The organism is Massilia sp. ST3 (genome assembly GCF_018119405.1).
GTDB lineage: Bacteria > Pseudomonadota > Gammaproteobacteria > Burkholderiales > Burkholderiaceae_D > Telluria.
In genome coordinates, this window is sequence record NZ_JAGPWC010000001.1 from 88,103 (window position 1) to 114,210 (window position 26,108).

Annotated in this window: 16 protein-coding genes; 13 read left to right on the forward strand and 3 right to left on the reverse strand. The window is 67.4% G+C overall.

Features of this window, described 5'->3' with window-relative positions:
• Nucleotides 1–55 precede the first annotated feature (55 nt).
• From KBW98_RS00425 to KBW98_RS00440, 4 genes are all read left to right on the forward strand, one after another.
• Complete coding sequence (locus KBW98_RS00425) at nt 56–4,384, forward strand: calcium-binding protein (protein ID WP_211518100.1); 4,329 nt, start codon at nt 56–58, stop codon at nt 4,382–4,384.
• Between the two features lie 312 nt (nt 4,385–4,696).
• Entirely contained in the window at nt 4,697–4,834 is a 138-nt protein-coding gene (locus KBW98_RS00430) for a hypothetical protein (RefSeq protein ID WP_211518101.1), read from the forward strand.
• 123 nt (nt 4,835–4,957) lie between these two features.
• A complete protein-coding gene (wrbA, locus tag KBW98_RS00435; protein WP_211518102.1) occupies nt 4,958–5,557 on the forward strand; it encodes an NAD(P)H:quinone oxidoreductase in 600 nt (199 codons plus the stop codon).
• Between the two features lie 92 nt (nt 5,558–5,649).
• Nucleotides 5,650–6,348: a glutathione binding-like protein gene (locus KBW98_RS00440; RefSeq protein WP_211518103.1), complete on the forward strand. Its 699-nt coding sequence runs from the start codon at nt 5,650–5,652 to the stop codon at nt 6,346–6,348.
• A 109-nt stretch (nt 6,349–6,457) separates the two neighbouring features.
• Here KBW98_RS00440 and KBW98_RS00445 read toward each other — a convergent pair whose 3' ends face one another.
• On the reverse strand, nt 6,458–8,428 hold the full coding sequence (locus KBW98_RS00445; RefSeq protein WP_211518104.1) for a U32 family peptidase: 1,971 nt from the start codon (nt 8,426–8,428) through the stop codon (nt 6,458–6,460).
• Between the two features lie 66 nt (nt 8,429–8,494).
• Nucleotides 8,495–11,317, reverse strand: coding sequence for a winged helix-turn-helix domain-containing protein (locus KBW98_RS00450; RefSeq protein WP_211518105.1), 2,823 nt, complete (start codon nt 11,315–11,317; stop codon nt 8,495–8,497).
• A 373-nt stretch (nt 11,318–11,690) separates the two neighbouring features.
• Between KBW98_RS00450 and KBW98_RS00455 the strand changes: the two genes are divergently transcribed.
• The 8 genes from KBW98_RS00455 (at nt 11,691) to KBW98_RS00490 (ending at nt 22,151) form a co-directional block, all read left to right on the forward strand.
• A complete protein-coding gene (locus KBW98_RS00455) occupies nt 11,691–12,806 on the forward strand; it encodes a LacI family DNA-binding transcriptional regulator (protein ID WP_211518106.1) in 1,116 nt (371 codons plus the stop codon).
• A gap of 470 nt (nt 12,807–13,276) precedes the next feature.
• Nucleotides 13,277–14,476 (forward strand): fumarylacetoacetate hydrolase family protein, encoded by a 1,200-nt coding sequence (locus tag KBW98_RS00460; RefSeq protein ID WP_211518107.1) that lies wholly within the window; start codon nt 13,277–13,279, stop codon nt 14,474–14,476.
• 32 nt (nt 14,477–14,508) lie between these two features.
• Nucleotides 14,509–15,303 carry an SDR family NAD(P)-dependent oxidoreductase gene (locus tag KBW98_RS00465; RefSeq protein ID WP_211518108.1) on the forward strand — a complete coding sequence of 265 codons (795 nt, stop codon included), beginning with the start codon at nt 14,509–14,511 and terminating at the stop codon, nt 15,301–15,303.
• Complete coding sequence (locus KBW98_RS00470) at nt 15,300–16,196, forward strand: SMP-30/gluconolactonase/LRE family protein (protein ID WP_229428888.1); 897 nt, start codon at nt 15,300–15,302, stop codon at nt 16,194–16,196. The genes KBW98_RS00465 and KBW98_RS00470 overlap by 4 nt, the downstream gene beginning before the upstream one ends.
• Before the next feature lie 7 nt (nt 16,197–16,203).
• A complete protein-coding gene (locus KBW98_RS00475) occupies nt 16,204–17,997 on the forward strand; it encodes an IlvD/Edd family dehydratase (RefSeq protein WP_211518109.1) in 1,794 nt (597 codons plus the stop codon).
• 274 nt (nt 17,998–18,271) lie between these two features.
• Nucleotides 18,272–19,276 carry a D-xylose ABC transporter substrate-binding protein gene (xylF, locus tag KBW98_RS00480; protein WP_211518110.1) on the forward strand — a complete coding sequence of 335 codons (1,005 nt, stop codon included), beginning with the start codon at nt 18,272–18,274 and terminating at the stop codon, nt 19,274–19,276.
• Nucleotides 19,277–19,393: 117 nt separating this feature from the next.
• The gene (gene xylG, locus KBW98_RS00485; protein WP_211518111.1) at nt 19,394–20,935 is read left to right on the forward strand and encodes a D-xylose ABC transporter ATP-binding protein; all 1,542 of its coding nucleotides are present in this window, start codon (nt 19,394–19,396) and stop codon (nt 20,933–20,935) included.
• Between the two features lie 19 nt (nt 20,936–20,954).
• Nucleotides 20,955–22,151, forward strand: coding sequence for a sugar ABC transporter permease (locus KBW98_RS00490; protein WP_229428889.1), 1,197 nt, complete (start codon nt 20,955–20,957; stop codon nt 22,149–22,151).
• A gap of 164 nt (nt 22,152–22,315) precedes the next feature.
• On the opposite strand, the gene KBW98_RS00495 is transcribed toward KBW98_RS00490, so the two are convergent.
• Nucleotides 22,316–23,893 carry an aldehyde dehydrogenase (NADP(+)) gene (locus KBW98_RS00495; protein ID WP_211518112.1) on the reverse strand — a complete coding sequence of 526 codons (1,578 nt, stop codon included), beginning with the start codon at nt 23,891–23,893 and terminating at the stop codon, nt 22,316–22,318.
• Nucleotides 23,894–24,139: 246 nt separating this feature from the next.
• On the opposite strand from KBW98_RS00495, the gene KBW98_RS00500 reads away from it, so the two are divergent.
• Entirely contained in the window at nt 24,140–26,104 is a 1,965-nt protein-coding gene (locus KBW98_RS00500) for a hypothetical protein (protein WP_211518113.1), read from the forward strand.
• The last annotated feature ends 4 nt before the right edge of the window (nt 26,105–26,108 follow it).

A 26,108-nucleotide genomic window follows, 5' to 3' on the forward strand; every position in this document is an offset into this window, starting at 1 on the left:
TATTGCGTGCCGGTCCGCCACACCATCCCCTTTACCGTCTCACCACAATCTTCCCATGTCGCTTACGGAACAGCAGCGGATTTCTTACACTAAAACCATCGGAAAAATCTACGTCGAGCTGCTGGGCCGTCCGGTCGATGCCGCCGGACTGGCGGCTGGTCTGGCTCTTTATGAGGAATGGGGCGAGGAATCGACTGCCGGCATGGTGGCGTACGAGGTATGGAAGTCGCCCGAGTTTGCCCGGATGTACGGCTCCATGCTCGGGGGCGACGCGCAGGACGTGGACAAGATCTACCACACCATGTTCGGCCGCGCGCCTAGCGCTCAGGAGACTGCCTATTGCATTGAACGCCTCGACACCGTCTACTGGCTTGGGAACCTGATCAGCGAACTGAGCGCCGGAGCGACTGGGACCGACGCCGCGGTCCTGTCGAATAAAGTCGCGGCCGCGGAGGCGTTCTCGGCCGCCATCGACACGGCGCCCGAGAAAAAGGCGTATGCCGGCTGGGAAGCGCTTGACCTTGGCAAGGCGTATCTCTCGCGTGTTACGGATGCCGCCTCGCTGGCGAAAGCGCTCGCGACGGTGGGCTCGACCGTGAAGAGTCTGCTCGCGATCCGTCCGGACACGCCGCCAAGCGCTTCGATTTCCCTATACGGCACCCCGGAGCTGGGGAAGATGATGTATTCCTACAGCACGCACCACGACATCGATGGTGGCGGTGCGCTCAGCTTCCAATGGTTCGCCAACGGCAATGCGATTCCGGGGGCACAGGGTTGGACCTTGTACATTGATCATTTGCTTGCAGGCTATGACATCAGCGTCCAGATGACCATGACCGACGCTCGCGGTTACACGACCGTTCTCGCCAGCGATACCATCGGGCCCGGGAATAACACAATAAACGGCACTTCCGGCGCGGACCGTCTGGCGGGAGGCGCAGGCGACGACCATTACCGGGTCAATCATGCGGAGGACGCGATCGTCGAGAACGAGGGCGAAGGTATCGACCATGCCGACGTCGACTTCGCCTCCGCCGGGACCTACATCCTGGCGCCGCACGTCGAAAACACCACGATCGTCGCTGTCGGGAACCATGTGGTGAACGTGATCGGCAACGCGCTGGACAACCGCATGCTCGGTAACGGCGCCGTCAACACCCTGACCGGCGGGGCCGGCGATGACTTTCTTGACGGGAAGGGCGGCAAGGACACGCTCGCGGGCGGCGCCGGTAACGATCTCTACGTGACGGACCTGGCTGCGGATACCGTGATCGAAGATGAAAACCAAGGTATCGACACTGTAGAGACGACATCGGTCAGCTACGCGCTGACTGCCAACGTGGAGAACCTGCGCTATGTCGGCGACAAGGCCTTCACCGGCACCGGAAATGGCGAGGCCAATGACATCGCCGGCAGCGATGGCGGCGATAAATTGGCTGGGCTGGCAGGGGCTGACGTCCTGAGGGGAGGCAAAGGTGACGACAGCCTCGATGGTGGTGCTGGCAATGACGTGCTGCAGGGCGGGTCGGGCAATGATACCCTGCTGGGCGGCGACGGCAACGACGAACTGATCGCAGGCGGCGGCAGCGATGTGGCCGACGGCGGCTCGGGCGAGGACACCCTGCTCGTGACCGGCGCATTCACGGATTACACCCGTAGCCGGCCAAGCGCCGGTGACATGGTGCTGGTCCATAAGCTCACTAAAGAAACTCTCACGGTGCGCAATGTCGAGCACGTGATCTTTAACGACACCACCAAGACCATCGATGCCTTGAGGGACAATGTCGCCAGTAGCGGCAATGACGTCCTGACCGGAACCGACGGTGACGACCTGCTCGACGGTGGGCAGGGAGCGGACGCGATGTCGGGCGGGCTGGGGGATGATCGCTACGTGCTCGATGTCGTGGGCGATACCGTTACCGAACAGGAAGACGCCGGCATCGACCGCGTCGACGTCGCTTTCGCCAGCGCGGGCACCTATGTCCTTGGCGACCACGTCGAGCACGCGACCGTGACCGCAAGCAGCAAGATCGCCGTCAACCTGACCGGCAACGGCCTGGCGAACACGCTCGTGGGCAATGCCGCGGCGAACATCCTGATCGGCGGCGCGGGTGACGACCGCCTCAACGGCGGCGCCGGCAAGGACAGCATGACTGGCGGTGAGGGCGACGACGTCTATGTGGTCGACCTGGCGACCGACCTGGTGAACGAGACGGCCGGCGGCGGTCGCGATACGGTGGAAACCGTGCTGACGTCCTACACCCTGGGCCAGCACCTCGACGACCTGGTCTACACCGGCAACAAGGCCTTCACCGGCACCGGCAATGCCGAGAACAACCGGATCGAAGGCGGCATCGGCGCCGACAAGCTGAGCGGCGGCCTGGGCGACGACGTACTGGTCGGCGGCGCCGGCAACGACACCCTGCTCGGCGGCGACGGCCATGACGACCTCGACGCCGGCACCGGCATCGACGTGGTCGACGGCGGCGCCGGCATGGATACCCTGCTGATCGAAGGCAACCTGGAGGACTACCTGCGCCAGCGGCCAAGCCTGACCGACACGGTCCTCGTCAACAAGGCGACCGGCGTCCAGATCACCCTGCGCAATATCGAACGCATCCTTTCCTCGGAAGGCGAGTGGACGCTGGACGAACTTCACGACAATCTCGCCAGCGCCGGCAACGATGCGTTGACCGGCACCAGCGGCGACGATGTGATGGATGGCGGCGCCGGCAGCGACGACATGAAGGGCGGCGCCGGCGACGACCGCTACGTGCTGGACGTCGCGACCGACAAGGTCACCGAGGAGGAAGACGCCGGCATCGATACCGTGCAGATCGCGTTCAAGGCGCCAGGCACCTATGTCCTGGGCGCGAACATCGAGCACGCGGCCGTGATCGCCGCCTCCACCCTGGTGCACCTGACCGGCAACGCCCTCGACAACAAGCTCACCGGCAACGCTGCCGCCAACACCCTGGACGGCGGCCTGGGCGACGACATCCTCGATGGCGGCGCCGGCAAGGACGTCATGATCGGCGGCCTGGGGGACGACACCTATGTGGTCGACATTGCGAGCGACGTCGTGACCGAGCTCGACGGCGCTGGCTACGATAGCGTGCACACTTCCCTCGCCGCCTACACGCTGGGCGCGCAGCTGGAAGCGCTGAAGTACCTGGGCACCAAGGCTTTCGCCGGCACCGGCAACAGCGCAGACAATCGCATCACCGGCGGCGTGGGTAGCGACAAGCTGTCCGGCGGCCTGGGCGACGACCTGCTCGAAGGCGGCGCAGGCAACGACAGCCTGCTCGGCGGCGATGGCGACGACCTGCTCGACGCCGGAACCGGATCGGACACCGTCGACGGCGGCGCCGGCGAGGACCGGCTGCTGGTCCAGGGCAAGCTGGCCGACTACGTGCGCCTGCGCCCGAACGCCACCGACCTGGTGCTGAGCAACCGCGCCACCAGCGAAAGCATCACGCTGCGCGGCGTGGAGTTCGTCGTCTTCGACGACGGCGAGCGCTCCGTGGCGCAGCTGCTGGCGGACCGCGGCACGGGCGGCAACGACATCCTGAGCGGCACCGATGGCGAGGACGTGCTCGACGGCGGCGCCGGCAACGACCGCATGAGCGGGGGGCAGGGCGACGACACCTATATCGTCAACGTTGCAGGCGACACCGTGGTCGAGGAGCAAGACCAGGGCCTGGACCGGGTCGAAGTGGCCTATACCGCCAAGGGCGCCTACGTGCTGCCGTCGAACGTCGAGGATGCGCGCGTCACCGCCGCGGCGACCCTGGCCGTCAACCTGACCGGCAACGCCCTGGCCAATACCCTGACCGGCAACGCGGCGGCCAACATCCTGCTGGGCGGCGCCGGCGCCGACGAGCTGTTCGGCGGCCTGGGCAACGACACCGTGAACGGCGGCGCCGACGGCGACATCCTGAGCGGCGGCGCGGGCAAGGACATCTTCGTGTTCGACAGCGCGACCGGCGTCGACGTGGTGACCGATTTCGCCAGCAATTCGGACAAGATCCGCATCGCCCAAAGCGCCTACCGGATCGGCGACGGCGACGCGGTGCCCGAAGGCGCGCTGGTGCGCGCCGTGCCGGGCGGCTTCGGCGCGAAAGCCGAGCTGGTGATCTTCACGGCGAATATCGTGGGCGAACTGACGGCGGAGGCCGCGGCCCAGGCCATCGGTTCGGCGAGCTCGGCCTACGCCGACGGCGCCCAGGCGCTGTTCGTGGTGGACAACGGCAGCCAGAGCACGGTGTTCCTGTTCAGGTCGGACGGTGCGGACGCCCTCGTGTCGGCGGGCGAGCTGAGCGAGGTGGCGCGCCTGGTCGGGACGCCGGCGGCCACGGTGGCGGACTTCATGTTCTCGTTGTAAACCGCCCGCATCCCGGTCTCACTTAACATCGTTCATCTGCAGGAGCCGTCTTGGAACACGAAAGCCATCACCACCATCATCCGCACGGCCGGCGCGGGTCGAGTGGGTCGAGCTGTCCTACAAGGGCAAGCCGGTTGCGAACCTGGCCGAACTGGGCGCGGCTCGCTGCGACGCCGAGCCGGGCGAATTCTCGGGCATGAATTCGCGCGGCGGCATCGCCAGTTCCCTGGTTCGGCCCGGCGGCTCGCTCGTCATGTTCAGCTGGTCCCAGCCGGCACGCCGGACCCGAAGTTTGCGCTGCCGCACAAGGAGATGAAGAACATCACCTATTCGGCCTGCTATTGCTCGGTGTTCGACGAGTGCCATATCCGCAAGGACGACGACTACAAGCCGCAGCCGTTGGAGCAGTGCACGGCCCCCGCCAAGCCGTCCCGCCCGAGCTTCGGGTAAGCGCCATCCTCCCTCCGATGGTGGATCGGTGCGCAGGGCAAACGTGCTGTCGTTTGTTCAACATTGGCCGTATGCTATCCGTTCTGGCACGACCGACTCATCCAACCGAACGGAGGCAGGACAATGGCAAAGGTACTGGTACTGTATTACTCGACCTACGGTCACATTGAAACGATGGCCAACGCGGTCGCCGAGGGCGCCCGTGCTGCGGGCGCGACGGTCGACGTCAAGCGTGTGCCCGAAACGGTCCCCGACGATATCGCGGCCAAGGCCCATTTCAAGCTGAACCAGCCGGCCCCGATCGCCACTGTGGCCGAGCTCGAGCACTACGACGCCATCATCGTCGGCGCGCCGACCCGCTATGGCCGCATGGTCAGCCAGATGGCGGCCTTCCTTGACCAGACCGGCAGCCTGTGGGCGCGCGGCGCGCTCAACGGCAAGGTCGGCGGCGCCTTCACCTCCACCGCCACCCAGCACGGCGGCCAGGAGGCGACCCTGTTCTCGATCATCACCAACCTGCTGCACTTCGGCATGACCATCGTCGGCCTGCCATACAGCTACCAGGGCCAGATGTCGCTCGACGAGATCGTCGGCGGCAGCCCCTACGGCGCCACCACCATCGCTGGCGGCAAGGGCGAACGCCAGCCCAGCGAGATCGACCTCGGCGGCGCGCGCCACCAGGGCGAACTGATCGCGCGCACGGCGATCAAGCTGTTCGGCTGAGGGCGGGCAGCGGAATCGAGCCCGGTCCGGCAAGGCCGGGCGAAGTTTGGTATTGTCGACGTCTCATCATTTCCTCCCAGCGTGCGACGACCATGACCGATCTTTCCGCCTTCCCGATTGCCGCCAAGTGGCCGGCACAGCACCCCGAACGCCTCCAGCTGTACTCGCTGCCGACGCCCAATGGCGTCAAGGTCTCGATCATGCTGGAAGAGACCGGGTTGCCGTATGAACCGCACAAGGTCAGCTTCGAGACCAACGACCAGCTCTCGCCGGCCTTTCTATCGCTGAATCCGAACAACAAGATCCCGGCCATCATCGACCCTGACGGTCCGGGCGGCAAGCCGCTGCCCTTGTTCGAATCGGGCGCCATCCTGATCTACCTGGCGGAGAAGACCGGCAAGTTCCTGCCCGCCGATCCCGCCGCGCGCTACCAGGCGATCCAGTGGGTGATGTTCCAGATGGGCGGCGTGGGGCCGATGTTCGGGCAGCTGGGCTTCTTCCACAAGTTCGCCGGCCGTGAGTACGAGGACAAGCGCCCGCGCGACCGCTACGTCAGCGAATCAAAGCGCCTGCTGGGCGTGCTCGAGGCGCAGCTGGCGAAGCATGCCTGGATCGCGGGGGAGGAGTACACGATCGCGGATATCGCGACTTTTCCGTGGGTAAACAACCTGGTCGGCTTCTACGATGCGGGCGAGCTGGTGGGCTTCAAGGATTTCCCGCGCGTGCAGGCGGCGCTGGAGCGGTTCCGGGAGCGGCCGGCGGTGATCAAGGGCTTGAAGATCCCCGCGTAGGGTGGACGGCTTCGCCGTCCACGCGGTGATCGTTGGCGGCTCCGTGATCGCGCACGGGCCGGCGGACACTGCTTGAACGCGTGGGCGGGAAACCCGCCCACCCTACAAGTCAAGCGCGTGGTCGCTGTCGGTGGAACACCAGCGGGCTGTACGGCACCGCCGACGGCGGCGGCGACTTCAGGATGCCGGGCTTCATCGCGCCCACGACGTGCATCTCGCAGGGCTTGCAGTCGAAGCGCAGGGTATAGCGCTCGCCGCCGCTGACCAGGGTCATCGGCTCGGCACGCACCTGGCCCTGGACCCCTTGCACGCCCTTGGCCTGCTTCGGGCACAGGTTGAACGAGAAGCGCAGGCAGTGCTTGGTGATCATCAGCGACACCTCGCCCGGCTCTTCGTGCGCCTCGTAGGCGGCGTCGATCAGCTGCACGCCGTGCTTCTGGTAGAAGGCGCGCGCTTTCTCGTTGTAGACGTTGGCCAGGTAGCTCAGCTGGGTTTCGGGATAGGTGGCGCGCGGTTCGAGCGGGGCCTTGCGCGGCGGGCGATCCCAGGCCGCCAGGCGGGCGGCCTCGTGGGCGGCGACGGCGTCGCGGCGCAGCGCGTTGATCGCGCTCGAGGGCACGAACCACGGCTGGCTCAGCTGCAGGTCCACCTGGCCGGCTTCGAACATCGTATTGCCGAGCTTGGCCAGGCTGGTGCGCAGGCCGGCCTCGGCCTGGGCCGCCTGCTGGGCCGGCTCGAGCCCGATCGACGCCACGGCTTCGCTGGCGATGCCGTCCTCGTCGGTGATTGCCAGGCGCAGGCCGCCCGGAACTTCCGACAAGGCCAGGTCGACGCGCACCTTGCGCTCCGAGGATTTCTTGTTCAGCGCTGCTTCCCACTGGTGGTCGCGGTTACGGTGGATCACCGTGCCGACCTTCAGGCCCGCCAGGGTCGCCATGAGCTCGTTCGGGAACACGCGCCAGCGCTGGCCTTCCGCGTCCTCGCCCAGCTTTTCGGCGCGGTTGGCCTGGATGCCGGCGGTCTCGCGCTTGTGCATGTAGTTCAGGCCGTCGCCGTTCGCCATCGGCGCGTCGGTCAGCAGGTCGAAATGGTCGGCGCCGATGCGGGTCACCGTGCCCAGCTGCACGCCCACGTACTTGGGCGAGTCGAAGGCGCCGATGTCGTCCTGGCGGCCTTGGGCGAAGTAGTCGGTGTGGCCGCGGTGGAAGTTCTTGTCGACGTCGGGCGTGAACATCACCCGGGTCTGGCCGCTGGAGGCGCGCGTGAACTCGGTGCGGCGCTCGAGCAGCTGGTCCAGCAGCAAGCGGTAGTGGGCGGTGATGTTCTTCACATAGCCCATGTCCTTGTAGCGGCCTTCGATCTTGAACGAGCGGATGCCGGCGTCGACCAGGGCTTCCAGGTTGGCGCTTTGGTCGTTGTCCTTCATCGACAGCAGGTGTTTTTCATAGGCCACCACGCGGCCCTGGCCGTCGGACAGCGTATAGGGCAGGCGGCAAGCCTGCGAGCAGTCGCCGCGGTTGGCGCTGCGGCCGGTGTCGGCATGCGAGATGTAGCACTGTCCCGAGAAGGCCACGCACAGGGCGCCGTGGATGAAGTATTCGAGCGGGGTGTCGACTTCGGCGCGGATCTTGCGGATCTGTTCGACCGTGAGCTCGCGCGCCAGCACCAGCTGCGAGAAGCCCACGTCGCCCAGGAATTTTGCCTTTTCCACGGTGCGGATGTCGCACTGGGTGCTGGCGTGCAGCTGGATCGGCGGCAGGTCGAGTTCGAGCAGGCCCATGTCCTGGATGATCAGGGCGTCCACGCCGGCCTCGTACAGCTGCCAGATCTGCTTGCGCGCCAGTTCCAGCTCCGCGTCGTGCATGATGGTGTTCATGGTCACGAAGATGCGCGAACGGTAGCGGTGCGCGAACTCGACCAGTGCCGCGATGTCCTCGAGCGGATTGCTGGCGTTGTGGCGGGCGCCGAACGCCGGGCCGCCGATGTAGACCGCGTCGGCGCCGTGGAGGATGGCTTCGCGGCCGATCTCGGCGGTCTTGGCGGGCGAGAGCAGTTCGAGCTGGTGGTCGAGGAGGGACATGAAAATTCCTGTGGGGCGAAGGCCGAAATTATAGTCGGATCGCCGCCCGCCGTCATGCCCGGGGTGTCAGCGTGTTGTCGCCTGTAGCCGTTCCCCGGCGCGCAGCCGGTTGCGGGTGTCCGTCAGGAAAGGATTGTCGCCCCAGCTGGTGCCGTCGAGCAGGCCCTGGGCCTCGCGCTGGTCGCGGCTGGGGAAGCCCTGGGGGAAGCGGCGCAGGATGGCGCCCAGCTGGGCCAGCGCCGGGCCCGTCTGGGGCGTGCCGAGGGCCCACTGGGCCCGGGTCAGGGCCACGCGCAGCAGCCAGGCCAGGGCGCCCTGCGATTCGGCGATCGCCGCCGCCTGCAGCAGTGCGGCCTCGGCCTGGGCTGCGGGACGGCCGGCGGTGCGCATCCACACCGCCTTCTGGCGCGACAGTTCGGCTGCGGCCCAGCCGGCCAGTCCCTGGCCGACGCGGGCGAAATCCGGTGGGCCGGCCAGGCCGGGCAGGATGGTAAAGATGGTTTCCGCCTGCGGGCCGGGCTGCAGGATACCGGTGCTGCCGCTGGGACATTGGCCGGCGCTGAGTGCACGGTAATGCGCGGCCCAGGATTGCCAATGCTTCAAGCCATGCAGTTGCGAGCGCTCACACAGCACGCCGGTGAAGTAGGCGGCAGCCCTCGCATCCCCATTCCAGAAGGCAATCGGCACGGCCGCCACGGCGAGGGCCATGCAGATCGAGGCCGGATGGTCGATTTCCTGGGCGCGATCGACGGCTTCCGAGGCCAGCGCGGCCGCTTCCTCAGAATGGCCGGCCAGCCAGCGGATGCGCGCCAGGATGGCGCTGGCGGCGGCCTGGCCGTCGAACTGGATCGCGCTGCCGCTGGGGCCCTGCTGGGGCACGCGCGGCAGGCGGTAGACGCGTTCGGCATGGAAGCGCGCCTGGCGCTGGTCGCCGTGGAAGTGCAGGGTGGCCGCCATGATGCGGTCGTGGATGTAGTGGGCCTCGGGATCCTGCTCGCGCTTGCGGTAGGGGGCGAAGGCGTGGCCGAGGGCGATCGCCTGCGGATACTCGCCCTGCAGCAGGTGATTCAGGCACAGGCCGCTGAAAGTGCGGGCGCGCTGACCGCTGTCGCCGTGTTCGCGCGCCAGGACGTAGGCGCGCGAGAACGCGGCGGCCACCTGCTCGGATGGGCGGTCGAGATGGACCAGGGCGCCGCCCAGGCTGGCCTGGAGCGCCAGCTCGGTGGCCGGGTCGCGGGCGTGCGGAAGGGCGCGCAGGATCTGGACGCGCTGCTCGTCCAGCATCGAGGACTCGCTCCACAGCAGGGTCGCGGCGGCGGCCAGGCGCACGCCCAGGCCGCTGTCGCCGCCAGGGCCGAAGCACCAGTCGAGCGCCGCCCGCACATCGGCCAGGCGGCCGCCGTAGCGCGCCAGCCAGCGCGCCGCGTCGAGTGTCTGGCGCGCCACGCGCGCTTCGGTCATCAGCGCCAGGCAGCGCGCCGCATGGGCTTGCTTGACGCTGGACAATTCGGACTCGCGGGCCAGCAGCCCGGCGGCATGCAGGCGGGTGGTCTCGAGCATGCGGTAGCCGACATCGGCGCCGTCGTAGTCGCACACCAGCAGCGAACGCGCGGCCAGGTTGTACAGGATGGCCGGCTCGAAGGCGCCGTCGGCATCCTGCCACAGGGCGCGCGCGCAGTCGGCCGTGAAGGCGCCGCGATAGACCGACAGGCGGCGCAAGAGGCGCTGGTCCGGCGGCGCCAGCAGGGCCCAGCTCCAGTCCAGCACCTCGCGCATCGACTGGTGGCGCGCTTCGCCGCCGGGTCGGCTGCGCGACAGCAGGGCGAGCGAATCGCCCAATCCGGAGGCGACGCCGTGCAGGCCCAGCATCGGCACCCGCGCCGCTGCCAGTTCGATCGCCAGCGGCAGGCCGTCCAGGCGGCGGCAGATCTCGGCCATCAGGCTCAGTTCCTGGCCGCCGAGGCGGGCAGGATCGAGGGCGCCGGCCGCGCACTGGGCGAACAGCGCGAGCGCGCCATAGGCCTGGAGAGCATCGGGCCCGAGCGGCGCATCCGGCGCCGGCAGCGCGAGCGGCCCCAGCGAGTGCACCCGTTCGCCCGCCACGCCGAGGGCTTCGCGGCTGGTGACGAGGATCTTCAGGCCGGGCGCCGCCGCGCACAAGCCTTCGGCCAGGCGCGCCGGCGCGACGCCCAGGTGTTCGCAGCTGTCGAGGATCAGCAGCAGGCGGCGTCCGCGCAGCTGGGCCAGGATGGCGTCATAAGGGGGCTGGGCCGGCAATTGCAGGGCCGCCGCCAGGGCGTCGGCGACGAGCGCGGGACTGGTGACGGCCCCTAGTTCGACCAGGCAGGCGCCATCCGGGAAGTGCGGCGCCAACTGGCGCGCGGCGGCGACTGCAAGCGCCGTCTTGCCCACGCCGCCCGGGCCGACGACGCTCAGCAGGCGGACTTCGGCCAGTCCGGCGCACACCGCCGCCAGAGCGTCTTCACGGCCGACCAGGCGCGAACCCAGGCGGGATTCGAGCCGGGCGGGCGCGGAAAGAGGAGTGACGCGCGCAGGTGCCGCGCCGCCGGTGGCGACGGGGCCGACGAAGCTGTAGCCGCGTCCGGCAACATTGTCGATGTAGCGCACGCCGTCGCCGTCCTTCTCCAGGACCTTGCGCAGCGCACTGATATGGACCCGCAGGTTCGACTCCTCGACGCAGGTGCGCGGCCAGGCGCGCGCCATCAGTTCTTCCTTGCCGACGATGGCGCCGGCGCGCTCGAGCAGCAGGGTCAGGACGTCGAACGCCCGGCTGCCGATCTGGACCGGCTCGCCATTCCTCAGCAGCAGCCGGCGTACCGGATGCAGCTCGAACGGCCCGAACGTGAACGCGGAAGGGGCGGGGTTCATGCGGTGTCTGTCATGCAGGGCTGGGTGGGCACGGGCAGGGCTTTCGTGTCATGGCCTTTATGAACTTGCAACAGTTTAGCGCAAGCGCGGGTGCTTGCTGTGCATTTCATACAACGTCAATACGGGATCTTGCACGCATTGTTATTGAAAATTCTTTCACGAACCTTTCAAGCCTCAACAATTTTCATCCGCCACGCATGAAAACAGCCGGGCAAAGCTGTTGACCTCACTATGTTAGCGCAAACCTCAGCCTCAAGAAATCGATTTCTCAGCGCACGCCCGTGCAGCGGCCGGCCGAGTGGTCACGAGTGTTTGGCAGGCTGCAACTGTGCTAACATACCGCAAACACCAAGACCAGGGAAATCCGCCAGCCATGACCAAATCCAAACTCGAAGCCATCCGGGAAGCCATGGAAGGCGGCAAACCGACCATGGTCGACGTCGCCAAGCTGGCTGGGGTGTCGGCGATGACGGTATCGCGGGTCATGAACGGCAAGGGCCTGGTGCGCGAAAGCACGCGCCGCAAGGTCGCCGAGGCTGTCGCGGCGCTGAACTACACGCCCAACCAGGAAGCGCGCAACCTGGCCGGGTCCAAGCCTATTCGCGTCGGTTTCTTGTACAGCAACCCGAGCGCCGCCTACCTGAGCGAGTTCCTGGTCGGCTTGCTGACCCAGTCGGGCCTGAACAACGTCCAGCTGTTCGTGGAAAAATGCGAGGCCGGGGCCCAGGAAGCCGAGCAGACCCAGCGCCTGATCGAGAATGGCCTGGACGGCATCATCCTGCCGCCGCCCCTGTGCGACAGCGTTTCGGTCCTGCGCTGCATTAACGACGCCGGCATTCCGGCCGTGGTGGTGGCCTGCGGCCTTCCGGACGCGCAGGTGGGCGCGGTCAGCATCGACGACTACGACGCCGCCTACCGCATGACGCGCCACCTGATCACCCTGGGCCACCAGCGCATCGGCTTCATCCTGGGCCACCCGAACCAGACCGCCAGCGCGCGCCGCCTGGCCGGCTACCGCGCGGCCATCGCGGAGAAGGGCGCCGACGCGGGCGAGGAGCTGGTAGTGCCGGGCATGTTCACCTACCGCTCCGGGCTGGACGCGGCCGAAACCCTGCTGTCCCTGGCCGAGCGCCCGACCGCGATCTTCGCCAGCAACGACGACATGGCCGCGGCCACCGTCGCCGTGGCGCACCGCCTGGGCCTGGACGTGCCGGGCGACCTGACCGTGACCGGTTTCGACGATACCGCGCTGGCCACCACCATCTGGCCCGAACTGACCACCGTGCGCCAGCCCATCGCGGGCATGGCGCGCGAAGCGGTGCAGTCGCTGGTGCGGCGCGTGCGCGCCCTGCGCGAGGGCGAGGACGCCGCGCCCGAACAGATCACCATGGATTCGGAGCTGGTGCGCCGCCAGTCCGACGCCGCCCCGCGCACCCGTCCGCCTGCGCGTCTGCCGCAGTCGGCTTCCAAGCGCAGCTACGCCAGCTGAAGACCCAAGGTCCCGCCGCCAAGGGCGGCAGCCTGCCTTGCTCCGGCTGACTCGGCACCTCTAACTAAGAACCGCCGCGCCGGCGAAGGCCGGTGTCCAAGTTCGTGGCACACCAGCGGTGCCGACCATGGATTGCTCACGCCGTCATCCCCACTCCCGCGCAAGCCGGATTTCCACCGCGTCGCCCCCGCGTGACAGCTAGCCTCGAATAATCGATTGACAATCCTCGCACCCGGTATGTAGACTGCAATGGTTGCGGTAACATTTTAGGTTAATCGAATGTTTCGGTCGCAACGCATAACGAATAACGAAGGAGACAAGCATGCTTCACCACGGCCGCCCGCGCTCGCGCGCCCGCCCTGATCGGCCTGCGCCGGTGATGCAGGTCTTCATTCCCGAATAAAGCCATCGTCCAGGCAGGCCGGCCCCGCCTTGGGCCGTCCTGGCGGCAACCCACAACGAGAGAACCCATGACAGCTTTCCAAGCCAACCTGTTGCCCGATGACGCCGAGCGTGCGCTGCTGGTCGGCCGCGTGTGGCGCCCGGCGCCGGTCGACGGCCCGGCCGTGGTCGCCGTGCGCGGCGGCCGCCTGATCGACATCACGACCCACGCGGCGACGGTGGCCGACTTGTTCGAGCTGGGCCGCTCCGGCCTGCTGGCCCTGGTGCGCAGCGCCGAGGGCGAGGACCTGGGCCCGGCCCAGGACCTGCTCGAGGCCGCCATGCGCGGCGAGGCCGGTCCGGGCGGACTGCGCCTGCTCGCACCCTGCGACCTGCAGGCGATCAAGGCCTGCGGCGTGACCTTCGCCGTCAGCCTGCTCGAACGCGTGATCGAAGAGCAGGCCAAGGGCGATCCGGGCCGCGCCGGCGCGCTGCGCCAGCAGCTGCGCGACGCCATCGGCACCGACCTGTCGGAGATCGTTCCCGGCTCCGAGGCCGCGATGCGCCTGAAGGCCGAGCTGGCCGGGCGCGGCCTGTGGTCGCAGTACATGGAAGTGGGCATCGGCCCGGACGCCGAAGTCTTCACCAAGTCGCAGCCGATGTCGGCGGTCGGCCATGGCGCCCAGGTCGGCCTGCATCCAAGCTCGCGCTGGAACAATCCCGAGCCGGAAATCGTGCTGGCCGTGAACAGCCGTGCCGAAGCGCTCGGCGCGACCCTCGGCAACGACGTCAACCTGCGCGACATCGAGGGCCGCAGCGCGCTCCTGCTGGGCAAGGCCAAGGACAACAATGCCTCCTGCGCGATCGGCCCCTTCATCCGCCTGTTCGACGGCGATTTCGGCATCGACACGGTGCGCGAGCTCGAGGTGCGCATGCTGATCGAGGGCGCCGACGACGGCTTCGAGCTCGAAGGGCGCAGCCGCATGCGCGAGATCAGCCGCGATCCGCTCGACCTGGTCGCCCAGACCTGCGGCGCCCACCACCAGTATCCGGACGGCTTCATGCTCTTCCTGGGCACGATGTTCTCGCCGATCAAGGACCGCGATGCGGAGGGCGGCGGCTTCACCCATCACGCGGGCGACCGCGTCAGCATTTCCACCCCCTCGCTCGGCGCACTGGTGAACACCGTGGGCCGCAGCGACGAGATCGCGCCCTGGACCTTCGGCGTGCGCGCCCTGTACCGCAACCTGGCGCGGCGCGGCCTTTCGGCCGCCGGCCTTGGCGCCTGATCGCGCAAACCATCAAGACTAGCGAGTCCAACATGCCTCACACACAACAAGAACCCTTCGTCTACGCGAGCTACCCTGATCTGGCCGGCAAGCGCGTCGTCATCACCGGCGGCGGCACCGGCATCGGCAGCGAGCTCGTGACCGCGTTTGCCGGGCAGGGCGCGCGGGTCTGGTTCCTCGACATCGCCGCCGAGGCCTCGCGCGCGCTGGCCGAGTCGCTGGCGGGCGCCATTCACCCGCCGCGCTTCGTCCACTGCGACCTGACCGACCTGGGCGCGCTGGCCGCGGCCTTCGCCGGCATCGAAAGCGAGGCCGGCGGGGTCGATATCCTGCTCAATAATGCGGCCAACGACGATCGCCACGAGATCGACGACGTGACCCCGGAGTATTGGGAAAACCGGATGGCGGTCAACCTGCGCCACCAGTTCTTCTGCGCCCAGTCGGCGGTACGCATGATGCGCAAGAACGGCAAGGGCGGCGTGATCCTGAACTTCGGCTCGATCTCCTGGCACCTGGCCTCCTCGCAGCTCTCGCTCTACATGACCGCCAAGGCGGCCATCGAAGGCTTGAGCCGCGGCATGGCGCGCGACCTGGGCGGCGACGACATTCGCGTCAACTCGGTCATCCCGGGCGCGGTTCGGACGCCGCGCCAGCAGGCGCTGTGGCATACGCCGGAAGAAGAAGCGCGCATCCTGGCCGGCCAGTGCCTGCGCGAGCGGGTCGAGATGCAGGACGTGGCGGCGCTGTCGCTGTTCCTGGCCTCGAACAACGCGCGCCGCTGCAGCGGCCGCGAATACTTCGTCGACGCGGGCTGGTACGGCGCATGAATCTCACGATGAACGCGGTACTGGACGCCAGCCCGCGCTGCCTGTGGGAAGCCGGGGCCGTGCTGGGCGAAGGCGTGCTGTGGGATGCCGCGCGCGGCCTGGTCTGGTTCGTCGACATCAAGGGGCGCCGCATCCACCGCTGCGACGCCGATGGCGGCGATCGCCGCAGCTGGGATGCGCCCGGCCAGGTCAGCTTCATCGTGCCGGCCGAGGATGGCGCGATGGTCTGTTCGCTCGAGGACGGCCTGTATCTCTTCATCGAGGAAACCGGCGCTTTCGCGCCGCTGGTGAGCGTCGAAGCCGACGTCCCCGGCAACCGCTTCAACGACGGCCACGTCGACGCCGCAGGCCGTTTGTGGTTCGGGTCGATGGACGACGCCGAGGAAGCGCCGACCGGCGCGCTGTACCGCTTCGACGGCGCCCAGGTCTCCGCCATGGACGAGGGCTATGTCATCACCAACGGCCCGGCCTTGAGCCCGGACGGACGCACCTTGTACCACACGGACACCCTGGACAAGCGGGTTTACGCCTTCGACGTGCTGGAGGACGGCGGCCTGGCGCGCAAGCGCGTCTTCGTCGAGCTGGCGGGCGGCGGCTACCCGGATGGCATGGCGGTCGACAGCGAGGGCGCCGTCTGGATCGCCACTTTCGGCGGCTGGCGCATCGAGCGCTACGACCCGCAAGGGCGCAAGCTGGGCGAAGTACGCTTCCCCTGCGCGAACATCACCAAGCTGGCCTTCGGCGGCGAGGACCTGCGCACCGTGTACGCCACCAGCGCGCGCAAGGGCCTGTCGCCCGCGGAGCTGGCGGCCCAGCCGCTGGCGGGCAGCCTGTTCACCTTCCGCGCCGACGCGCCGGGACTGCCGCAGCATACGCTGCGCCTGCAGGAGTAAGGACATCATGAATTCGATCAACGCTTCGACCAACGACAAGCGCCGCTTCCGGTCCCAGGACTGGTTCGACAACCCGGAACGCATCGACATGACCGCGCTCTATCTCGAGCGCTTCATGAACTACGGGATCACGCCCGAGGAGCTGCGCTCGGGCAAACCGATCATCGGCATCGCCCAGAGCGGCAGCGACATCTCGCCCTGCAACCGCATCCACCTGGAGCTGGCCAAGCGGGTGCGCGACGGCATCCGCGACGCCGGCGGCATCCCGATGGAGTTCCCGCTGCATCCGATCTTCGAGAACTGCCGCCGCCCGACCGCGGCCCTGGACCGCAACCTGGCCTACCTCGGCCTGGTCGAAATCCTGCACGGCTACCCGATCGACGCAGTGGTCCTGACCACCGGCTGCGACAAGACCACCCCGGCCCAGCTGATGGCCGCCGCCACCGTCGACATCCCGGCCATCGTGCTGTCCGGCGGACCGATGCTGGACGGCTGGTTCGAGGGCGAACTGGTGGGTTCGGGCGCGGCGATCTGGAAGGGCCGCCGGCTACTGGCCGCGGGCGAGATCGACGAGGACAAGTTCCTGAAAATCGCCACCGCTTCCGCGCCGTCCGCCGGCCATTGCAACACCATGGGCACCGCCTCGACCATGAACGCGGTCGCCGAGGCGCTCGGCATGTCGCTCACCGGTTGCTCGGCGATTCCGGCGCCTTACCGCGAACGCGGGCAGATGGCCTACGAGACCGGCCGGCGCATCGTCGGCATGGCCCATGAGGACCTGCGTCCCTCGGCTATCCTGACCCGCGACGCCTTCCTGGATGCGATCGTGGTCAACGCCGCCATCGGCGGCTCCAGCAACGCCCAGCCGCACATCGTGGCGATGGCGCGCCACGCCGGGGTCGAGATCACGCCGGAGGACTGGATGCGCTACGGCTACGAGGTCCCGCTGCTGCTCAACATGCAGCCTGCGGGCCAGTACCTGGGCGAACGTTTCCAGCGCGCGGGCGGCGTGCCGGCCGTGATGTGGGAGCTGGAGGGGGCGGGCCTGCTGCGCTCCAGCCGTCCCACCGTGACCGGCGCCAGCATGAAGGCCAACCTCGAGGGGCGCGAAAGCGCGGACCGCGAGATGATCAAGCCTTTCGCCGCGCCGCTCAAGCACAACGCCGGCTTCATGGTCCTGAAGGGGAACCTGTTCGATTTCGCCATCATGAAGACCAGCGTGATCTCGGAAGCCTTCCGCGCACGCTACCTGTCGGAGCCGGGCAGCGAAAACGCCTTCGAATGCCGTGTCGTCGTGTTCGACGGTTCGGACGACTACCACCACCGCATCAACGATCCGGCCCTGGAGATCGACGAGCGTACCATGCTGGTGATACGTGGTTCCGGCCCGGTCGGCTGGCCCGGCTCGGCCGAGGTGGTCAACATGCAGCCGCCCGACGCGCTGATCAAGAAGGGCATCAAGGCGCTGCCGACCCTGGGGGACGGGCGGCAGTCGGGCACCTCGGACAGCCCCTCGATCCTGAATGCCTCGCCCGAGAGCGCAGCGGGCGGCAACTTGGCGCTGTTGCGTACCGGCGACGTGGTGCGGGTCGACCTGAACCTTGGGCGCTGCGACGTGCTGCTGGCGGACGAGGAGCTGGCGCGCCGCCGCCAGGACGCGCCGCCCCCGATTCCGCCCAACCAGACGCCCTGGCAGCAGATCTACCGGGCCACGGTGGGCCAGCTGCACACCGGCGCCTGCATGGAACTGGCCCTGGAGTACCGCGGCGTTGGCCACGACATGCCGCGCCATAACCATTAAGGAAGCACTGATTTATTCATGGCGGCGGCCTCGGCCACGAGAAAATGCGCCCAGCGGCGTTGCAAATCCTCGCGATACCACGGGGTATCGCTCCGGTTTGCGCCTTGCCGGGCACATTTTTCGTGACCGATTCCTGCACGCCAGAATAAATCAGTGCTTCCTCAATGGGCAAAACCTCGTTGAGGTAGCGTTATCACGGTTTTTTGAGCAGAATAGCAAGGCTGCGGCGAGGCTGGACCGCCGCGGCGACAACGAGAACCAACAGGAGACGTAAATGAACAAAATGATCACGGCCGTCGGCCTCGCCTGCGCGATGCTGTTTTCCGCCGGCGCCGCCCACGCGGACGCCAAGAACCCGAAAATCGGCTTCTCGATCGACGACCTGCGGCTGGAGCGCTGGACGCGCGACCGCGACTACTTCACCCAGGCCGCCGAAAAGCTCGGCGCCAAGGTGTACGTACAATCCGCCGACGCCAGCGAGCAGCGCCAGATCGCCCAGATCGAGAACCTGATCTCGCGCGGCGTCGACGTGCTGGTGATCGTTCCCTACAACGCGACGGTGCTGAACAACGCCATTCGCGAAGCCAAGAAGGCCAAGATCAAGGTGCTGTCCTATGACCGCCTGATCCTGAACGCCGATATCGACGCCTACATCTCGTTCGACAACAAGACCGTGGGCGAGCTCCAGGCCCAGTCGCTGGTCCAGCTCAAGCCGAAGGGCAACTACTACCTGCTGGGCGGCGCGCCGACCGACAACAACGCCAAGATGCTGCGCGAGGGCCAGCTCAAGGTCCTGAAACCCCTGATCGACAAGGGCGACATCAAGGTGGTCGGCCAGCAGTGGGTCAAGGACTGGAGCCCGTCCGAGGCCATGGCCATCGTCGAGAACGCGCTGACCGCCAACGGCAACAAGATCGACGCCGTGGTCGCCTCCAACGACGCCACCGCCGGCGGCGCGATCCAGGCGCTGGCTTCGCAGAAGCTGGCCGGCAAGGTGGCCGTCTCCGGCCAGGACGCGGACCTGGCCGCGGTGCGCCGCGTGATGGCGGGCACCCAGTCGATGACCGTCTACAAGCCGCTCAAGGAGATCGCCTCGCAAGCCGCGCGCTTGTCGGTGCAGCTGGCGCGCAACGAGAAGCCGGCCTACAACGCCAAGCTGGCCAACGGCGTCAAGCAGGTCGACACCATCCTGCTCAAGCCGGTCCTGCTGAACAAGGCCAACGTCGACCTCTTGGTCAAGGACGGCTTCTACACCCAGTCTCAGCTGGCCGGGAAGTAAGCATGCGGCCTGCCTCCGGGCGGGCGTGGGGCGGGCGAGTGCCAGGCGGGGGCCCACAGCCACTGTCCGGCCCTTGCCGCGCCCGACAATTCCAACGTAGCGAACAAAAGTGCCCGAATGTCCGCCTATCTGCTTGAAATGAAGGGAATCGCCAAGCGATTCGACGGTGTGCCCGCGCTCGACGGGATCGACCTGGCGATTCGCCCGGGCGAATGCATCGGCCTGTGCGGCGAGAACGGCGCCGGCAAATCCACCCTGATGAAGGTGCTGTCGGCGGTCTACCCGCACGGCAGCTGGGACGGCGAGATCCTGTTCGACGGCCAGCCGCTGCGTGCGCGCTCGGTGCGCGAGACCGAGGACGCCGGCATCATCATCATCCACCAGGAGCTGATGCTCGTGCCCGAGCTGTCGGTGGCCGAGAACATCTTCCTGGGGAACGAACCGACCCTGCCTGGCGGGCGCCTGAACTATCCGGCCATGAACCGGCGCGCCGAGGAGATCCTGCGCGAGCTGAAGCTTCCCGACGTCAATGTGGTGCTGCCGGTGAAGAACTACGGCGGCGGCCACCAGCAGCTGATCGAGATCGGCAAGGCTCTGAACAAGAACGCCCGCCTGCTGATCCTGGACGAGCCTTCGGCTTCCCTGACGGCCAGCGAAATCGAAGTGCTGCTCGAGATCATCCGCGACCTCAAGGCCAAGGGCGTGGCCTGCGTCTACATCTCGCACAAGCTCGAGGAAGTGGCCGCGATCTGCGACACCATCGTGGTCATCCGCGACGGCAAGCACATCGCCACCACCCCGATGCCCGAGATGAGCGTCGACCGCATCATCGCCCAGATGTGCGGCCGCGAGCTGAACCAGCTCTACCCCTCGCTGCCGCACCCCGTCGGCGAGGTGGTCATGGAAGCCCGCCACATCACCTGCTGGGACCCGGACCAGCCGCAGCGCAAGAAGGTCGACAACGTTTCCTTCCAGCTGCGCCGTGGCGAGATCCTGGGCATTGCGGGCATCGTCGGGGCAGGGCGCACGGAGCTGGTGACCGCCCTGTTCGGTTCCTACCCGGGCGAGTACGCGGGCGAGGTCTGGCTCGAAGGCGAGCGCGTGGACACGTCCGAGCCCTTGAAGGCGATACGCGCCGGTTTCGCCCTGGTGCCTGAAGACCGCAAGCACCATGGCATCGTACGCGACCTGTCGGTGGGCGAGAACATCACGCTCTCGGTCCTGGGGCGCTATTCGCAGCTGAGCCGCATCGACGACAACCTGGAATCGCGCGAGATCGCCGACCAGATCCGCCGCCTGGCGCTCAAGACGGCCAGCCCGGCCCTGCCGATCACGGCGCTCTCCGGCGGCAACCAGCAGAAGGCCGTGCTGGCCAAGATGCTGCTGACCAATCCCAAGGTGCTGATCCTGGACGAACCGACCCGTGGCGTCGACGTCGGCGCCAAGTTCGAGATCTACAAGCTGATGCTGGAGCTGGCCGCGCAGGGCATCGCCATTATCATGGTCTCGTCCGAGCTGGCTGAAGTGCTGGGTGTCTCGGACCGCGTGCTGGTCATGGGCGAAGGCAAGCTGCGCGGCGACTTCGTCAACCAGGGACTGACCCAGGAAATGGTGCTTGCCGCCGCGCTTGGCCAGTCCGCACCGGCCGCCCTCGTTTAACCTTTTTTATCGAACGATCATGAAAATCGATTCCATCCCCGCGCCCGTCCAGGCGCCCCGGCAGTCCGCCGCAGCGCCGGGCATCAGCTTCAAGCAGATCTTCACCCAGTACAAGATCCTGGCCCTGCTGGTCGCCATCGCCCTGATCTGGGCCTTCTTCAGCTGGAAGACCGACGGCGGATTCACCTCCGCGCGCAACCTGTCGAACCTGATGCGCCAGATGTCGATCACCGGCATCCTGGCCTGCGGCATGGTGTTCGTCATCATCGCGGGCGAGATCGATCTGTCGGTCGGCTCGCTGCTAGGGCTGCTCGGCGGGCTCGCGGCCGTGCTCGACGTCACCCATGGCATGCCCTTGCCGCTGTCGATCGCCGTGGTGCTCGGCGCCGGCCTGATGCTGGGCTTCCTGAACGGCTTCCTCACGGCCTATGCGGGCATACCGTCCTTCATTGTCGGCCTGGGAGGGATGCTGGCCTACCGCGGCGTGGTGCTGGGCCTGACCGACGGCGCCACGGTGGCGCCGGTGTCGCCGCAGATGGAGCAGCTGGGCCAGGCCTACCTGCCGCCCAGCCTCGGCATCGCCCTGGGCGTGGGCCTGTTTGTACTGGCCGGCGTGCTTGCATGGCGCCAGCGCGCCAGCCAGGCCAGGCACAACCTGCCGGTGATCGCGCTGTGGCGCTCGGTGTTCCGCGTGGCCCTGGTCGGCCTGGTCCTGGCGGGATTGATCTCGACCTTCAACAGCTATGAAGGCATTCCGCTGCCGGTGCTGATCCTGCTGGTGCTGCTGGGCGTGTTCAGCTACATCGCCAGGCAGACCGTGTTCGGCCGCCGTATCTATGCGGTGGGCAGCAATATGGAAGCCACCCGGCTGTCGGGCATCAACGTCAAGGCCGTCAAGCTGTGGATCTTCGGCCTGATGGGCCTGATGTGCGCGCTGGCGGGCCTGATCAACACGGCGCGTCTGGCGGCAGGCTCCCCTTCGGCCGGGGTGTCGGGCGAACTGGACGTGATCGCGGCCTGCTTCATCGGCGGCACCTCGATGCGCGGCGGCGCCGGCACCGTGCATGGCGCGCTGGTGGGCGCGCTGGTAATGGCGAGCCTGGACAACGGGATGTCGATGCTCGACGTCGACACCTACTGGCAGATGATCGTCAAGGGGCTGATCCTGACCTTGGCTGTGTGGATGGATGTGGTGACGCGCAGCGGGCGGCGCTAGTATTCGGACTGCTCCATCGAGGAAGCCGGCCAGTGGCCGGCTTTTTTTATCGATGCGCTGGCTGTAGGGTGGACGGCTCCGCCGTCCACGCGTTCAACGCACGCTTGCGCGGCCGATTCAAGGCTGGTTGAACGCGTGGACGGGAGACCCGTCCACCCTACGGGCTATCGGACGGTCAGCGTTCCATCCACCACACGCGCCAGACCCAGCGGATTCCCATCACGCAGCGCCTCCGGCAGCAGCCCGGCCGGCACGTCCTGGTAGCACACCGGCCGCAGGAAGCGCTCGATCGCGGTGGCGCCGACCGAGGTCGAGCGGCTGTCCGAGGTGGCCGGGAAGGGGCCGCCATGCACCATGGCGTGCGCCACCTCGACCCCGGTCGGGAAGCCGTTGAACAGGATGCGGCCGACTTTGCGCTCCAGCAGCGGCAACAGGGAGGCGGCGGTACCGTGGTCGGCGTCGGTCGCATGCACGGTGGCGGTCAGCTGGCCTTCCAGGTGGCGCGTCACGGCCAGCATCTCGGCCTCGTCGCGGCAGGCGATGATCACCGAGGTCGGCCCGAAGATCTCTTCTTCCAGCGCCGGATCGGCCAGGTAGGTGGCCGCGTCGCACTGGTACAGGGCGGCCCGCGCGGCGCAGCCGGCGCCCTCGGCGCTGCCCTGCGCCACCAGCTCGACGCCCTCCAGGCCGGAACGGCGCCCGATGGCGTGCACATAGGCTTGGTGGATGCCGGCGGTCAGCATGGTGCCCGCCGTCTTGGCTTGCAGGGCATCCACGGCGGCGGCGCGGAAGGCGTTCAGCTGCGGGCCGGCCAGCGCGACCACGAGGCCGGGATTGGTGCAGAACTGGCCCACGCCCAGGGTGAGCGAATCGATGAAGCCGGACGCCAGCTTGGCGCCGCCCGCGGCGAGCGCGCCGGGCAGCAGGAATACCGGATTGATGCTGCTCATCTCCGCATACACCGGGATCGGGATCGGACGGCTGTTCGCGATGCGCACCAGGGCCAGGCCGCCCTGGCGCGAGCCGGTGAAGCCGACCGCCTGGATGGCCGGATGGCCGACCAGGTCCTGGCCGATCTGGTTGCCTTCGCCGATCACCATCGAGAACACGCCATCCGGCATGCCGCATTCGATCGCGGCCTGCTGCACCGCCTTCGCCACCAGTTCGGACGTGCCGAGGTGGGCGTTGTGCGCCTTCACCACCACCGGGCAACCGGCGGCCAGGGCGGAAGCCGTGTCGCCGCCCGCCACCGAGAAAGCGAGCGGGAAGTTGCTGGCCCCGAACACGGCCACCGGGCCGAGCGGGATCTTGCGCATGCGCAGGTCAGGACGCGGCGGCGTGCGCTGGGGCAGGGCGGAATCCAGGGTCGCTTCGAGGAAGTGGCCGTCGCGGACCACCTTCGCGAACAGGCGCAGCTGGTTCATGGTGCGCCCACGTTCTCCCTCGAGGCGAGCCAATGGCAGGCCGCTTTCCTGGCTGGCGCGCTCGATCAGGGCCGGGCCGATGTCGAGGATGCGGTCGGCGATGGCTTCGAGGAAGCGGGCGCGCGGTTCGAGGCTCACGGCGCGGTAGGCGTCGAAGGCTTGCTCGGCCAATTCGCAGGCGGCGGCCAGCTGCTCCGGAGTGGCCGTGCCGAAGCCGGGTTCCAGCGCGGCGCCGCGCGCAGGGTCGGCACTGCGTACTTCGCCGGCGCCGCCGCGCTCCGTGCGGCGGCCGAGGATCATGTCTCCGTTAATCGTCATGGGTGCTCCTGATGTGATCGGGTGGGTCGAAATGTTCGTTGATTGTTATACGCTATCATATCAAACCGAGGCCAAGCTCGCTGGGACCGCTTCAGCCACGCCGGCTGGAAAGGTAAAATCCGCCGCGCATGCGGCGATGCGTCCGTAAATCTTCTGTTAGCGCGAACATTTTCCTTGCATGCTGGTTTGGGATTGGTTTAGGATTGATTTCAGTAAGCCAAATAACAACGAAAAACCAGGAGACATATGCGCACCTCGATCACCCGCCTCGCCGGTGCGGGCGCGGTTGCGGCCACCGTTGCCGCAGTCACCGTAGCCAGCCTTGCTTCCTTGACCGTTCATCCCGCCCACGCGGCCGCGCAGGCCGCGGCGCCGGCGCCCAAGGCCGGCCACTACAAGCATTTCAAGGCCGCCATCTATATTCCGGTGAACGTCACGAAGGAGCTGGCGGACCCGAAGGTGTTCGAGCACCAGTATGCGCGCGCCATGAGCCAGGTCCCCTTCGACAAGGTCTATATCGAGACCTACCGCGACCTGCATTTCGCCAGCGACGCCGAGATCGACAGCGTGAAGCGCCAGTTCCAGGCCAAGGGCGTGGAAGTGGCCGGCGGCGTTACCCTGGCGGCGGGCGGCTTCAATGGCCAGTTCATGACATTCGACTACGAGCTGCCGGAGCACCGCAAGATGGCGAAGCAGGCCATGGAGCAGGCGGCGCGCCACTTCGACACGGTGATCCTGGACGACTTCTTCTTCTATACCTCCAAGTCGGACGCCGATATCAAGGCCAAGGGCAAGCGTTCCTGGACCCGGTACCGCCTCGACACCATGCGCAAGGTATCGAAAGACCTGGTGATCGGGCCGGCCAAGGCGGCCAACCCGAACGTCAAGGTGATCGTTAAGTACCCGAACTGGTACGAGCACTTCCAGGGCCTGGGCTTCGACCTCGAGAAGCAGCCCGAGATGTTCGACGGGATCTACGCCGGTACCGAGACGCGCGATCCGGTCATCACCGACCAGCTGCTGCAGCAGTACGAATCCTATAGCGTGATCCGCTACTACAGCACCCTGCGCAAGGACGGCAAGAACGGCGGCGGCTGGGTCGACACCTATTCGATCCGCTACCTCGACCGCTTCGCCGAGCAGCTGTGGGACACCATGCTGGCCAAGACGCCAGAGATCACCCTGTTCAACTGGCACCCGATGGCCCAGGACATGGCGGCCGTGGCGGGTGAGCGCCCCTGGGCCGACCAGGACACCAGCTTCAACTGGAACAAGATCGCCGCCGAGTGGAAAACCGCCAATCCGGAAGCCAAGGCGCCGCCGGGCTGGGGCCTGGCCGCCGGGGCGGCGCTGCGCCAGGTCGACGCAGTACTGGGCCAGCTGGGCGAACCGACCGGGGTGCCGAGCTACAAGCCGCCGCACTCCTCGGGCGAGGACTTCCTGCACAACTACCTCGGCAACGTCGGTATCCCGATCGCCATGACGGCCAAATTCCCGACCGGCGCCAGCACCATCCTGCTGACCGAGGCGGCCGCCACCGACCCTGGGATCATCGGCAAGATCAAGGGCCAGCTGCAGGCTGGGAAGACAGTGTTCGTCACCTCCGGCTTCGTGAAAGCCACCCAGGGCAGCAAACGCAAGGACGGCGGCTTCCAGGACCTGCTCGAGGTCTACGCCACCGGCAGCCAGGTTGCGCTGAACGACTACTACAACGGCTATGGGGCCGGCAACGGCGAATCGCTGCGCGAGGACCCGAAGGCGGCGCCAAAGGACGTGATCTTCCCGGAGCTGCATTACTACACCAACGACGCCTGGCCGATCATCCGCGGCGTGTCGGGCGCGCGCGGCTTCCCAATCCTCTTGATGAACCGCTATTCGAAGGGCCTGCTCTACGTGCTGACCATCCCGAGCAATATCGGTGACCTGTACAGCATGCCGCCGGGCGTAATGCACAACGTGAGCAAGTACATGATGGCCGACCGCGCGCTGCGCATCGAGGCCCCGAGCGGCGTCAGCCTGTTCACCTACGATAACGGCGCCTATGTGATCCAGTCCTTCCGCGATATGCCGGTCAAGGTCAGGGTGGTCAAGCAGGCGGTGCAGGCCGCCGGCAAGGCGGCGGCGGAAACCGTGCCGGGTTCCAGCAGCCAGGAGCAGGTGAGCGAGGTGACCATCCCGCCGCACAGCTTCCGTGTCTTTGCCAAGTCCTGAACGG